Here is a 12,672-nt window from a genome sequence, read left to right on the forward strand (position 1 = left end):
AGAGCGTCAAGCATGAAGTCCGGCCGAACGACAATTATCTTGTCCGGTCAGCGGGGGTAATCGTCGCTGTTCAAGAGGTCATAGTTGTCGCTCCTTGTGGCTCGGGATCCGGTAATTGACGCCGCCGTGCTGCCTTGTTGTCGGTGGCGTTCCGACGCCGGTAGCTTTCGACGTTCAGTTCGAAGATCGTCGAGTGATGAACCAGGCGATCGATGGCGGCCACGGTCATGGCCGGGTCGGGGAAGACGTCATTCCAGCCGGAGAACGGCTGGTTGGCTGTGATCAGAAGGCTGCGCCGCTCATATCTTTCAGCGATCAGCTCGAACAGCACGCTGGTTTCGGCCTGATCCTTACGGACGTATGAGAGGTCGTCGAGGATGATCAGATCGAAATGATCGAACTTCGCGAGCATCGACGGCAACTGCAGGCTCTGGCGTGCAACCTGTAGCTTCTGCACGAATTCGCTGGTGCGCGTGAACAGCACCCGGTAACCGGCGTCGATCAGAGCGTGGCCGATGGCGGAACCGAGATGTGTCTTGCCGCCGCCGGGCGGCCCGAATAACAGGATCGTGGCCCCTTTCTCCAGCCACGAATCGCCGCTGGCCAGCGCCATGACGTGCGCCTTCGAGACCATCGGCACCATGCTGAAGTTGAAGGTATCGAGCGTCTTGGTCGGATCCAGATGCGATTCGATGCGGTGCCGCTCAATGCGCCGTTTCACGCGCTCGGCGAGTTCGTGTTCGAGCAGTGCACCAAGTAGCCGCGTGGCCTGCCAGCCTTCCTTGTCGGAACGCTGGGCAAATTCAGGCCACAGCCGGCCGATGGTCGGCAGCCGCAGCTCATTGAGCATCAACCCCAGACGGGCGGCATCGTAAGTAGCAGCGGTGTTCATACCGGCACCTCGTCATCGAGCAGCGTGTCGTAGAGTGCCGCCGATGGCGTCTCAACCACCACTTCGGGACACTGGGGCTGACGCGGTGCAAATTCGTGACGCAACTGCTCCAGCTCGGGTAACTTGCCGGCAGCGAGCAGCGCATCGAGCCGTTCGGCCAGGATTGCCTCGACGCCGTGATGCGCGGCCAGTTCGAGTAGCCCGACCATGAGCTTGCAGGCTTCGCGTTGTGCCAGTCTTGCCTCAAGCTGCTCCCAGGTGCGGCGATACGCTTCGCGCGGAAACAGGTCGTCGCGAAACGCCAGGCCCCTGAAGGCCTGCGGCTTACGTTTGAGTGCATCGATGAAGTGTCGGTAATCGAGGGCGCGGCCGCGGCCGTAGGGCACACGCGAGCCTCGCTGGGTGCTGTGCACCAGTGCGCCGGACAGATAGCAGTCGAGTCGGTCGTTATAGAGCCGTACCCGCAGGCGGTGGCCGATCAGGCGCGATGGTGCGCTGTAGAGGATTCCGCGCACGGTAAAAGGTGCCACAGCGGGTAACGCGCGCTTCTTCCTCGACGAAGTCGGTCGTGCGACGCTCGGGCAGATCGTGCAGATGCTCGCGCTCAACGTTGAATCCAGCAGCATTGCGCCGGTTGCGGCGCATGACGACTTCGCGAACGAACCCGTCATAGGCAGCACGCTCGGCAAAGTCGCGATGACCGCGCAGCATCAACGCCTGATCGATTGCCTCCTTCAGGTGACGATGCGATGACTCCACGCTGCCGTTCTCGTGGCCCTGCCCGCGGTTGTTGCGCGTGCCGACCATGCCGTAATGCTCGAGCAGCGCGGTATAGCGGACCGTGAAGTCGTCCTGTTCCTGCAGATTCCTGAACGCCGCCGACAGACTGTCGGTGCGGTGTTCCCGTGGGCATCCGCCGGCCTGCCACAACGCATTCTGCAAGCCTTGGGAGAGCGCTTCAAAGCTCTCGCCCCCATCGACGACACAGGCGTATTCCCAGTGCGAGAACGCGAGCACAAAGTGGTACAGCCGGTGGGCGAACGGCACGCCGGTGATCGTGATGCCGAGGCCGCCCATATCGGTGAAGTCCGAAAGCCCCTGTGCGCCAGGCAGATGCTCCTGGGGAAAGAAGACTTCCTTGCCTGGTCCCTCAAGGGCACGCCACTGGCTAACGCGTCGCTCCAGCGTACGCCGCATGCTGTCAGGAAACTCGCCCGGATGCGTCTCCTGCAGTTTGCCCAGCAGCGTGATAGCCCTCAGCCCGGGGGCGCTGCGCAGCAGAGGCAGCACTTCACTCTCCCAGACCTCGGCAAATGGATCGGGGCGAGTGCGCCAATCGCGATGCGGCTTCTGCGACGGTAACCGGCCATCGCGTTCGATTCGCCGTGCCGTGCGCGAACTCATGCCCGATTTGGCAGCAGCGACTTCCTGAGTGTGATGTTTGCGCTTGCTCATATAGAGGCGGACCTGCTGGTCCGTGATTCGGGTTCCGGACATGGCTGTTCGCTTCTTCTTGAACGCGATCAGCCATCCTATGACCCCATCATCCCGGCGCCGCCGGTGGTGCGTCGTCTCCGGCGGCTACGCCGCCTCCGACTCCGCACCACCGGCCAACACAATCGTCAATCGACCGGACAAGATAATTGTCGGCGCCCAGCTGCCGTTTGGGCCAGCGCAGACAAAAGGCGTAAAGCCTTCGTCGGGTCGGGCAGCCTCCTCCTGCAAGCTCCATTCGGTGCGAAAGTAGTGCTCAAATCCGGCCGGTAGGCTTCGAAAACCTTTCGGATCATTGATTTTCAGGCGCAGGAGTTTCAAGTCCTCGCTCCGTACTTTAGCTCAACGAGATTGCCAAAAATTGGCCCTCCCTTTTCAACTTGCTCCGTAATGTTGCGGACTTGCAGGAGACGCCCGTCAGCAAGTGCGGCAAACACCCACGCCTTAATGTGCTCGTACTCCTTACTCCCCAGTGCAAAGTCATCATCAGAATGCAGTTCGCTCAGGCGAAATTGGGCAGCTGACATAAAACTCTGCGCTGAGAAGGTCGCGCTACCAAGTTGGCTACGATAGGCCTCCAGCCAGAACTCGAGCAGGTCTTTTATGCGCTCGCGGTTTTCCATTGCTTCATGCACCAAATTGGTTTCGGGCAGGAAGATCGACTGCGGCGTCGTTGCAATCGGCTCGACATCGTTGTACATAGCTGGCGGTAACTCCTGTTGCGCAGTATCGGACAATGGTACACGTGACAAGTCCAATTCACCCTTAAACGCCCGCTGACTTAAGACACCATACAGAGATCCCAGATCAGCAAGGCTTTGCCGATATTCCAATTTCAATCCTTCAATCCTATTGACGATCTCGGAGAAATCGCTCTGAAGTTTGATTGGTGGAAGCGGAATTGGCAGTGCCGCCAAAATTTTTTGATTTATGTTTTGAATGTTGGCGCCTTGGCCACCCTGAAACAATGCTCTCCGAATAGAAGGTGTTCTGAACATGTGGACTATATAGGTCGCGTTCAGCATCTGCGTCTCGATGCGAAACCTGATACAAAAGCCGCTGTACGTGACGCTCTCACTCCCCGGGTAGATAACCAGGCACCTTCCAACCAACTCCCTGTTTCCGTTGGAGCGAACAAAAACAAGGTCACCGTCTTTCAGAAAGTAATCAGGAGTTGGGAGCGTGTTGAGATCAAGATAGGACAGAGTGCCCATCTCATCAATTTTTGCATGCCCCTTGAAATCCCCAACACCCAGATAGCGCACCTTGACGCCTGCTTCTGCCTTGCCAAAATTGAGCCCGTTCTTGAACGATCCGTAACTATCAAGGGATCCGGTCTTCCATCCCTTCTCATTCCGCATTGGGTCGCCAAACATATCCAGAAACACGCTGTTGAGCAGTGCGTCTAGCTGTTGCAGGTGTTGGTTGCGCAGGACGATCATCCGCTCAACCTTGCCGAGCAAATAGGCAATGCGAATTTGGTCATCGACCGGAGGAACGGGAATCTCGAGTTTGAGGAAATCCGCCTTGGTAAGACTGCGCCTACGAGCTACCGCGCCCTGCATCCGCGACGCATACAGCCGCCTCGCTTGAGTGGAGCGCAAGTAACGCTCCAGATACGGAATGTGGCAGTCGGCCTCGGCCTTGAGTCGCCAGACGTCATATGCGGGACTAACGATCCCAGCTGGATACTTCGTCTGAAATCCAAGAACACCCTCATCAATCGGAAAGCCGACGACCAACTCGTTCCTGTGGGCAATTCGGTAGTTAGATGTATCTTGGCTAGCCACACGCTTCTTGAACTTTTCCGTTTGGTCGACAAGTCCGTGTCTCATTGTGATCGACAAAACAGGAAACTCCCGATCTCCAGCGCGATCATGGCCAGATTGTTCCAGTATTGCGCCGAGCGGCTTCATGTCCCAGCTCATCCCACTATCCCCTTCAAAACCAGCAATTCGCGGACGATGCCGCTCTGGATCCTCTGTAGGGACCCTTCGCCCATATCGCCTATCTCGGCCGTAATCAACCGGTCGAGAATCACGCCAGGTGGGTCGTAGTGCACATCCTCAAGGACGTCCTCGCGATAGCGCGAGAGTGAAAGGTCGTACCCCTCCTCCTCAACGTCTGCGCGCGATACCATAAAGCATTGAGCGGTGCGATCAGTGTCAATCTGAGCATTGCGAGCGTGATATTTGGCAACAATATCCTGTAGATCGCCGTAGCCCTTCTGCTTGGTGCGCTTGTCATCGAGGCTATAGCCGTCCGCCGCCATCTCATAGAACCAGACATGCTCCGTGGCGGGCTTCGTTACCTTATCTTTTGGCCCCCAGACCTTCGTAAAAATCAGAATAGCGGTTGCGACACCGGCGTAGGGCTTGAACACGCCGCTTGGCAGAGTGATCACGGCCTTGAGATCGCATCGTTCGATGAGCTTTTGACGTAGCTCTTTGAATGCTTTGCCTGAGCCGAACAGCACGCCCTGCGGTACGATGACGCCGGCGGTGCCACCCTTCTTCAGCAGACGATAAATGTTTTCGACGAACAATAACTCGGTCTTGGTCGTGTCCAAGCTTAGGTTCTCGTTGATGTCTCCTTTGTCAATGCTGCCGGTGAATGGAGGGTTGGCCATCACGATGTCATATTCGGCTTCCTCGGTATAACGCTTGCTAAGAGTGTCCTGATAGTCGATACGCGGCTCATCGATTCCGTGCATCATCAGGTTCATCAGGCCTAGCAGGCTGTTGAATTTGGATCCCGTGTAAACGGGGTTTGAAGGACGGGCGTTATGGATATCGTGTTCATGATCTTTGGCAGCGGATGCGATGCGCGGAATGGACGAGATGCAGGAACCCCTGTTCACGACGGTCAAGCTCGAGGACTTCGTCCCGGCAGATCACCCGTTGCGACCGATCCGGTTGCTGGTGAATGATGCGTTGAAACGGCTCAACGGGCTGTTCAGCGTCATCTACGCGGACACCGGTCGTGCCTCGATTGCGCCTGAGAAGCTGATGCGGGCGCTGCTGTTGCAGGTGTTCTACTCCGTACGCAGCGAGCGCATGCTGATGGAGCAGATGCGCTACAACCTGCTGTTCCGCTGGTTTGTCGGGCTGGCGATTGAGGACGCCGTGTGGGACCACTCGGTGTTCTCGAAGAACCGCGACCGGCTTCTGGAGCATGAAGTCGTGGAAGCGTTCTTCACCGAAGTCATGAGCCTGGCGGACAAGCGGGGCTTGCTGTCGAGAGAGCATTTCTCGGTGGACGGCACGCTGATTCAGGCGTGGGCCAGTCACAAAAGCTTCCGCCGCAAGGACGGCCCGGACGATGGTCCGCCAGCCGGCGGTGGCCGCAACGCCGACACCGACTGGAAAGGCGAGCGACGTAGCAATGCCACGCACGAGTCGACTACTGATCCGGAGGCGCGATTGTTCAAGAAGAGCCACAAGAGCCCGGCCATCCTGTGCTACCACGGGCACATCCTGATGGAGAATCGCTCGGGGCTGGTGGTCGGCGCCGTGGTTAGTCACGCAGATGGTTTTGCCGAGCGGGCCAGCGCATTGCAATTGCTCGATTGCGTGCCAGGTACTCATGCGAAGACAGTTGGCGCCGACAAGGCGTATGACACCCGTGACTTCGTGAACGATTGCCGCGCTCGCAACGTGACACCGCATGTCGCGCGCAACGATGAGCGTTGGGGCGGCAGCGCCATCGACGGTCGCACTTCGCGGCATGCGGGCTACCGGACTAGCCAGATCATCCGCAAACGAATCGAAGAGCATTTCGGCTGGGGCAAAACCATCGGGCGGATCCGGCAGACGGTCTATCGCGGCCTCAAGCGCGTCGACCAGCACTTCAAGCTGACGATGGTTGCGAGCAATCTGACCCGCATGGCCCGAATGCCAGGGATGGTGCCGCGAGGAGCGACGCGATGAGCCGCCAATGCGCGAAGACTGCGCGCCAGACGAGCCGCATGCGTGCGCCTGCCCCGCGCAGATCGCGCGGTGAACCGTTAATTCAGCGCAATATCGCACGCGCAAGTCTCCTGAACATAGCTTCGGTCGTCATGACGGGGCGCTTTTCAACAGCCTGCTAGGCGCACCATCGTGCTGTCAATGTCGTACCCCGACAGGGAGGTGGCCAGAATAGCTTGTGCCTTGACGGTCAGGCCGGCGGCCACCGAAGTCCGAACAAAGCCATCTTCATCTGAGGTGAGGTTCTGCGTGCCTGCCTTGATAGCAAGCTGCGTGACGATGTATTGGTAGGCTCCGAGCAAGAAACCACCGGTACCACAAGCTGTGGTCAGCAATCTTGTGGCCGAGTTGCGGCCGTACCAGATCAGCGATGAGCTTAATAATGTGGCGCGGTGTCCGGAACTGACCGTTTTTACCCGCGGTGGCGATCTCGGAAAGCAGGAACTCGTAAACATCACCCTGAATGTCTTGGAATGCTTGGCCTTTCTCCTGCGAGTCCTTTTCCATCACCTCGAAGATTTCGTCGATGGTCTTCACCGCCTCCACCAGCAGCGCCGGCTTAGGGATGATAAACACTGCATTCTTCATGTGGTGGGTGAAGTTGGACTCGGCCCCGTTCAGGTCTTTGAGGAAAGGAAAGACCTTGCTGGAAACGTGTTGCAGCATCTCCTCGGCCTTCATGTGCTTGAACTCGCTCCACCGCAGCGTATGCTTCTCGATTGCGAATTTTTCGGGCTCGAGTTGGTTGCGGCTTTCAGGCGGAATCCATGTGCCATCGAACTTGGAGGTGTACTTCTCTCCTGTCCAGTCCGCATCCGCCTGACGCTTAAGGTCCAGGTCGTCCAGCCGCTTCATGAACAGTAGATATGTGATTTGCTCGATGGCCGTAAGCGGGTTGCTGATCCCACCGCTCCAGAACTTATTCCAGAGCTGGTCGATCTTGCTTTTGAGTTCGGGGTTATTTTGCAGCATGTGCGTACCTATTCTTTAAGCAGCCAACCGTCCGGTCAGCTGCAGGATGTCATTGATCTCAGCCGGGGTGAACACGCCACGGATCCCTTGTGGATGGATGACGGTAAAGGGGGCGTTGATCAGGTCTTTCTTCTCCACTCTTTCGCGCTCGATGATGAAGTTTTTCAGCAAGCTGAGAAACTCCATTTGACGACTATTCAGCGTGGTGTGCGCACGAATGAACTGATCGAACGCAGAACCGACTTCGTCCGGGAAACTCTTCAACTTTTCCAGCCCCAAGATATGGCGGATGAACTGGATGAAGCGCGCCTTGCGATTCTTGTAAACTTGACGCAGCAGGTCTTCGGTGATGTGCGGACGCTCCTCATGCAGCACTTCGGCGAGCTGTCGAGCTTCGTCGTCGCTTACGTTTTGGCCTTGTTTAAGTTTTTGCAGAACGGGGTTGCTGTTGGTGAGTTCAGTAATGAGCTCTTCGACCATTTCGCGATATCGGCTGATACTCACCGCCTCATGCTGCGGCCCAAACTCGACCCAATCTTTGTTATGCAGAGTGTCGGTCAAGTCGAGATGCACGGGGGCGTTGGTGCTTCGCTCGCGGAACTTCATCAATGGGCCGAGCCTGAGAACGAGCTCGTCGTAGGTGGCCTCATCGGCCTTGGCCCAGTAGTGACTAGTCTGAGCGGCGCGGATGAGCGACTCTTCCTGCTTCACGAATCCGACTGAGAGCGGTAGCTCGCTAATCTGCTCGATGATACCGTCACGCAGTGTGACGGCCTGCTCCTTCTCTCCGCTGAGCACAGCTAGGGTGTATTCGAGCAAGTCGCGCTCGAAACGCATCGCCTTGAAATCAACTTCGGAGACCGTGCGAAACAGCGGCTTGATCTCTGCGCGCAAGAATTCGAGCTTATCGTGGGTAAGAGTGATCCAGAAGTTTGCTTCACTAAGCCGCGCAATTGCGACACCGGCTTCCTTAATGACGACAGATTTCGAGGGCAAGGCGGCAATCTGCAGGCGCAGCTTGGCAACCTCATGCTCAGCCACGTCCGCGTAGCCCGTGTCGAGCGCCTTTTCGATCTTGTCCAGCCGCAGGCCCACCAGTCGCACTGGCAAAGGTACTTGTAACTTCAGCTCCTTGCCCTTCGGCTGGAGCTTGAAGTACTCAAAATTGTCCCAGCAATCGAGGATCAGGAACACGTCTTTCTCGGTACACCAAGGTTTAGGCTTGTCGGTTTCCAAGAGGCGCGTACCTCGTCCGATCATCTGCCAAAACTTGGTGTAGGAGTAAATTGGCTTGGCAAAGACAAGGTTAACAATCTCGCGCACGTCAATGCCCGTGTCGAGCATATCGACGCTGATAGCAATGCGCGGCATGTCATTGTTGGTGAACTGGTCGAGCAGGCCGCCCTTGCCATAGACGCGAGGGTCGTTCGAGACGAGCACCTTGGCGAGCTCGCCTTTATGTTGGGGGTAGAGTCTGTCAAAGATTTCTTCGACACGGCGCGCGTGGGCTTTGGATAAGCAAAAAAATATCGTCTTGCCCGGCAGCACGCCGCTGCCGTCCTTAATGCACTCTTCCATGAACTCCTTGACGATCAAGGTGTTCGTGCCAGCGTTGATGACCTGCTTTTCGAGCTGGCTGCCTTCGAAGTTGATTTCCTCAACATCCTTACCTTGCAGCATCAGCTTCTTCTGGTCTTCCAACGAAATAGTGCGTTTGCTGATGCCTTCCATCTGGAACCGGGTCTGAATCTTCATGACCTGGAAGCTGCACAGATAGGGTGGCGTACGGTTCACAGCCTCTTCATAAGTGTAAGCAAAGGTGGGTAGGCCATCTTCGCAATGAAAGAGGTGAAACGTGTTGTGGTCGATCAGATCGGTAGGTGTGGCCGTGAGCCCCAAGGTGATCGTCTTGAAGTAATCCAGTACTTCCCGGTATGTGTTGTAAATGGAGCGATGACTCTCATCGACCACTATGAAGTCAAAAAAGTGCGGCGAGAGTTGCTGGGTTTCGTCCCGGATGATGTTGAGCATCGTTGGGTAGGTGGCCACATAGATGCGGCGGTCCTTCGCCAACATCCTCTCGCCAGCGTTGGGCCAGCGGGGTTCGTTGGGCAAATGCTCCTTGAACGCGGCCAATGCTTGCTCTCGCAAGGCGATCCGGTCCACCAAGAAGAGCACTTTCTCAGCATGACTCGCACGCATCAGTGCGTCGACCAAGGCAATGCAGGTACGTGTCTTTCCGGTTCCGGTTGCCATGACCAGCAGAAAGTCACGCTTCTTTTGCTCGATGCCTTCCAGCACAGCACGGATAGCTCGAATCTGGTAGTCACGCCCGGCAATCGAAGTGTTGATGAATTCCTGCGTCAGCGGCTTGCGGTTACGGCGGATGTAGGCAAAGCGCTCCAAGTCGTCCCGCGTGGGGAAGCCCACCACCCTACGCGGTGGGTAGTTTTCCACATCCCAAAAGTAGGTGTCGTGGCCGTTGGAGTAGAAGCAGAACGGCAGGTCAACACCAAGCTGCTTTTGGATGTTGTAGCAGTACTGCTTGGCCTGCTCGCGACCCAGAGCTGCATCTCTGCTTGTGCGCTTCGCCTCGACCACAGCCAACGGTTTACGATCCTTACCTAGGAGGACGTAATCGCTGAACTGGCGGCCTTCATGAAAGGTATGAGGCTCGTCCATGCCATCGGACAGACCAGTGAGGATATTGAACTCCTCGATTACCTGGGTGGGGTCTTTGACGTTCCAGCCAGCAAGTGCCAGTTGCCGATCAATCAACTCCCCACGGGTCTGGGCTTCGGATTTGGTCATATTTTGCCGTCCTCCCGGTGGACGGTAGTCCCGTCAATTGCCAACAGAATCGCCCGCGCTTTGGGACATCGGTATGGTTGTTGTGGTCCGGTCAAACAAAAAACGTCGTCTAGACAAACATGTAGGTCGGCTTTCGCGTCGGCTTGGGCCGGGTCTCTGATGCAACTTGGATGCTCTTCAAATGAACATGCGCACCGCCACCAAGATGCATTCCCCTTTGGATCGCCACCGCACGCATCGCGGCATGGAGTTCCAATCGCAAAATTGTATCGCAACTGCATTTGGGCCCATCCGGTATCCACGCGGAAATTATCGGCCCGTAAGTACCGAACGAATATCAGCGACCCCGTCATCGTCGCCGCTGCGGATCTACATCGACGACCTAGGTTCGTAATGCTTCCACCTTTCGAATATTTGCTCACCTTGGCACTTGCCTATGCGAGCACTCAAACAACGTCACCGTCCATCCGACTATGACTCCCTGCTATAGGCGCTATGGGCAATGACCCAATCTTCGAGCCGATCAGCCATGCTGGAGGTTTGACGCGATCTGACATCCCGTGCTCTAGACCGCTGGCATTCGCCGCGGATGTAGACCTTGGTGTCGCCGGCAACGAACATGTCGATTCCGGCCGGACAGGAAACATGTAGTGTCAACGTCGTGTGTTGCAGTGATCGCTGCTGTCTGCCTTGGGTACAAGGGGACCGGGGCCTGCCCGAACCGATCGATGAAAGCTTGGCTGGGAGAAATCGTCGGATAGCTATGCATCGCGCATATCGCCGGCTATCGCGTCTCCCATTTAGTCACTGTGTGTCCAGACCTTGCGATATTTGCGCAGCCGGTACATCCTTGCCGGGTTTCCTAGGCTGACGAATGAAGGGTTCGTTTATCGCCACCAACAAGAGGCAGGAGAACTGATATTTATGTCGCAAGCATTAACTAGGCTATCGCCGGATGAACGTCGGTTGTTGAAAGAGCGGCTTTGGCAGCGCCAAAATGGGCAGTGCTTCATAACTCGAAAAGCTATGGACCTGTCTAAAGATGACCTCGAAATCGATCATATCATTCCATCGCGAGACAAAGGACCAGACGATGAAAGCAACTGGGCTTTGGTATTTGCCCGTGCGAACGAGAGTAAGCAGGCGTCTCATCTATATGTTGCACGTGTGCTATATAGACTTGAAGAAATCCGGCACGATGCGAAAGACACGCGTGGAGCAAACCTCGGCGACGTGCTTTCGGAATATGGCGGGTCAAAACACTCTATACGGTTTAGCGTGGAGAACGATAATCTGTGCTTCAAAATGCCCGAGAAGGGCTTCTACGACGAGACCTCCGTTCCAATATGGAGAGATGATTTGTCCGGCATGCGTACAGCATTCCTCCGCCTACCGATCGAATATCTACATCACGACTACAAAATCAATCCTCGGCCTATTGGCAACTCGATTCGTGGACTCGTAGAAGAATTCCACAGGAAGCGCCCGCAACTGCACGTCCCCTTGGCATGGATCGACCTAAACGAGTCCGGCGGCTCACGCGTACGTATATTTGATGGTCAACATAAGGCGGCGGCGCAAGTCCTACTGGATCAAACGTGGTTGCCCGTACGAGTTTTCGTTGATCCTGATACCGATGTGTTGATTACTGCAAATACGAATGCCGGAACGAATCTGCGCCAGGTCGCATTCGACAAATCGACTCAGCGTTTTCTGGGTGCCAGTATCCTTGGAGACCGAATCGATCGTTTTCTAAAAGACAAGGGAAAGCGACCCGGCGAGGAAGGATTCTCCGAGCGAGACCTCGTGGAGCATTTTCGCGGAGAACAGGCGCAGATGCGCCGTTACGTCCTAGACGCGCAAAGAAACGCAATTTCTCACCATGAAGACAATAAACTGCGCGATTTTATCGAATGGGGTGGAAAAGGAACGGACAAGCCAATCTCTTATTCTTCGATCGAAAAAACCTTTTTTTCCCAGTTCCTCGGAAAAGATATGCTTGAATCTCCATTTTATGGGGTCAATGCCGAGGGAGAAAATCCCCGCGACTTAGAGCGCAGACAGATGGTTCAACTCATGTCTCTAATCGCGGAAAAATTTTACACAGATGGCAAATACGATTTCGAACGTGGGGTTGATCGTATCGAGAGCAAGGTTCAGAAAGGAGACAATATACCTGACAATCATCTTCGCGCATATCGCATTGGTCGAGAAGAAGTAATGACTGGCTGGCTGCCGTTTGTCTCAAAGGTTATCGTAAATTATTTTACGATGAACGGACGAAATGTCCGTCTAGAGAAACTTTTTCAATATAAATTTCCTAGCCAGCTTTGGACCATTATCGGGAATTTTCTCGATCATCTGGGGCGATTGCCTTTATGGGTTGATTACCAACTATCTCAAACTGCTTTCGGCGGAAAACCCCCTGCGGGGTTTTGGGATCAAGTATTCGACACTGGAAATTCGCCCAACGGCACACCGGTCATTCACACCGGAGGTTTGAACGTACTCGAAATGATTAAGCCCCTCTGATTT

The 12,672-nt window shown here is 55.7% G+C and carries 8 protein-coding genes and 1 pseudogene; 2 read left to right on the forward strand and 7 right to left on the reverse strand.

Features of this window, described 5'->3' with window-relative positions; translation table 11 throughout:
- Positions 1–70: 70 nt before the first annotated feature.
- The 5 genes and pseudogenes from istB to G5S42_RS28265 form a co-directional block, all read right to left on the reverse strand.
- Entirely contained in the window at positions 71–892 is an 822-nt protein-coding gene (istB, locus tag G5S42_RS28245) for an IS21-like element helper ATPase IstB (RefSeq protein ID WP_176109753.1), read from the reverse strand.
- A pseudogene (gene istA / locus G5S42_RS28250) lies at positions 889–2,389 on the reverse strand (IS21 family transposase). The gene istB and the pseudogene istA overlap by 4 nt, the downstream one beginning before the upstream one ends.
- An 84-nt stretch (positions 2,390–2,473) precedes the next feature.
- Positions 2,474–2,707, reverse strand: coding sequence for a hypothetical protein (locus tag G5S42_RS28255; RefSeq protein ID WP_176104970.1), 234 nt, complete (start codon positions 2,705–2,707; stop codon positions 2,474–2,476).
- Positions 2,704–4,314, reverse strand: a complete 1,611-nt coding sequence (locus G5S42_RS28260) for a restriction endonuclease subunit S (protein ID WP_217709961.1) — start codon at positions 4,312–4,314, stop codon at positions 2,704–2,706. The genes G5S42_RS28255 and G5S42_RS28260 overlap by 4 nt, the downstream gene beginning before the upstream one ends.
- Positions 4,311–5,246, reverse strand: a complete 936-nt coding sequence (locus tag G5S42_RS28265) for an HsdM family class I SAM-dependent methyltransferase (protein ID WP_312883645.1) — start codon at positions 5,244–5,246, stop codon at positions 4,311–4,313. The genes G5S42_RS28260 and G5S42_RS28265 overlap by 4 nt, the downstream gene beginning before the upstream one ends.
- Here G5S42_RS28265 and G5S42_RS28270 point away from each other — a divergent pair.
- Complete coding sequence (locus G5S42_RS28270) at positions 5,209–6,315, forward strand: IS5 family transposase (RefSeq protein ID WP_376776852.1); 1,107 nt, start codon at positions 5,209–5,211, stop codon at positions 6,313–6,315. The genes G5S42_RS28265 and G5S42_RS28270 overlap by 38 nt on opposite strands.
- A gap of 267 nt (positions 6,316–6,582) precedes the next feature.
- On the opposite strand, the gene G5S42_RS28275 is transcribed toward G5S42_RS28270, so the two are convergent.
- Together G5S42_RS28275 and G5S42_RS28280 are read right to left on the reverse strand one after the other, a co-directional pair.
- A complete protein-coding gene (locus tag G5S42_RS28275; RefSeq protein ID WP_217709963.1) occupies positions 6,583–7,326 on the reverse strand; it encodes a type I restriction-modification system subunit M N-terminal domain-containing protein in 744 nt (247 codons plus the stop codon).
- Positions 7,327–7,341: 15 nt separating this feature from the next.
- Positions 7,342–10,137, reverse strand: coding sequence for a type I restriction endonuclease subunit R (locus G5S42_RS28280; RefSeq protein WP_176109755.1), 2,796 nt, complete (start codon positions 10,135–10,137; stop codon positions 7,342–7,344).
- 924 nt (positions 10,138–11,061) lie between these two features.
- Between G5S42_RS28280 and G5S42_RS28285 the strand changes: the two genes are divergently transcribed.
- A complete protein-coding gene (locus G5S42_RS28285; protein ID WP_176109756.1) occupies positions 11,062–12,669 on the forward strand; it encodes an HNH endonuclease in 1,608 nt (535 codons plus the stop codon).
- The last annotated feature ends 3 nt before the right edge of the window (positions 12,670–12,672 follow it).

Source organism: Paraburkholderia youngii (assembly GCF_013366925.1).
Classification (GTDB): Bacteria; Pseudomonadota; Gammaproteobacteria; order Burkholderiales; family Burkholderiaceae; genus Paraburkholderia; species Paraburkholderia youngii.